The 1,362-nt window shown below is 33.2% G+C and carries 1 protein-coding gene; it reads right to left on the bottom strand.

All coding sequences use genetic code 11. The annotated features are described in order from the left end of the window. Positions 1 to 1,362 (bottom strand): T9SS type A sorting domain-containing protein (locus tag M3P09_RS17155; RefSeq protein WP_249974051.1); only part of this gene is annotated, 1,362 nt, incomplete at its 5' end.

Here is a 1,362-nt window from a genome sequence, read left to right as displayed (position 1 = left end):
TTACTTTTTATTATTAACGATTATTTTTTTAGTAAACCCTTGCATATTAGCTAATGTAATTCTAGCAATATATACACCATCGCTAAAAGTTTTAGTAGAATATGAGTAAGTATTTTTAACATCAGAGATCTTCTGATTTATAATACGCTTACCAGAGATATCAAATAAGTTAAAGGTTTTTATATCTAAAGCGTTAGGATTTTTAATTTTTAATTCAGCAATAGTATTGTTTTGAACAATATCAAAATCAGTAAAAGTATTATCGTCAATACTTAAAGCTTTATTATTGAAAGTGACTTCAAACCGGTTGTTGTAATTACCAGCCTCAAGATTCATATCAAAATCTTGAATTCTTAAATTCACATACAAATCATTTTCTTTATCATGAATATAAATAGGTTGATTACTATCAAAGTTTCGAATATCCGCTATTCTAATTCTAAGCGGCATGTTTTGAGCCAACTTAATGGATAAAGGTATTTTTAAATTTTGGTCAAAAGGTAAGGCTTCAGCTAAATAAGTTGCATTATCGTTAGAGAAGTAAGCATCAGAAGCCAAAATATCATCAGCGTGTATTTTAGATTCTAAACCACGATCAAAACCAAATGTAGCTTTATCATGAAAGTTTTCTAATAATTGTCTTGTATAGGTATTGTTAAAATCAATATTTAATCTAAAGCGTTTATAATCACTATGGGTTGCAAAGAAATCACTCTTAGCTACTTTGGTTTTAGTATTTGATGTTTTAAAAAACTCACTATCTGCATTGGTTTCTTTAACATAAGCACGATGTGCATTTTTGGCTTTAACGACGCCATCAGCGCTACCCTCAACCATAAACCCTTGCCCAATAGGTAAATAGCGTTGAGGTTGTTTTCCAGAAGGGCTACCGCTACCAGCACCATTAATATTACCACTTATATCATAAGTGCTAAAAGTTGCGGGTGTATAAGTTTCCATGAAGGGTGAAAACTCTTCAATAGTATAAGTGGCATAACCTCCGGAATAATCTACTAGTCGGTGAGAATTCACATTGGGATCTTGTTCCCAAAAATGTAGGGTTCCTGTTATTGTGTTTCTATTATCTGTATCCCATATGTAAGCATGGGCATCCATAGCCGAAGGATATGGATTACCAACTAGTGTAAATTGGTTTGTTAATACAGCAACATCAATGGTGCCAGTGTTGGGTTTGCCTCTAAAATCGTAATTCTGATTGTCACCGGGGTTATTAGCACTGGTTCCAGCAGTTCCTTTCATAGTAAACCCTTCACCAGGGTTTATAGTTGTGTTACCTAAAACATGAATCCATTCGGAATACTCATCCGAGGCGATAAACTTCCAAATCCAATAAGGTTCAAT

This window comes from Jejuia spongiicola, from assembly GCF_023502325.1.
Taxonomy (GTDB): Bacteria; Bacteroidota; Bacteroidia; order Flavobacteriales; family Flavobacteriaceae; genus Wocania_A; species Wocania_A spongiicola.
The sequence above is the reverse complement of the archived record's forward strand: the minus strand, read 5'-3'. Positions and strand labels throughout refer to the sequence as shown.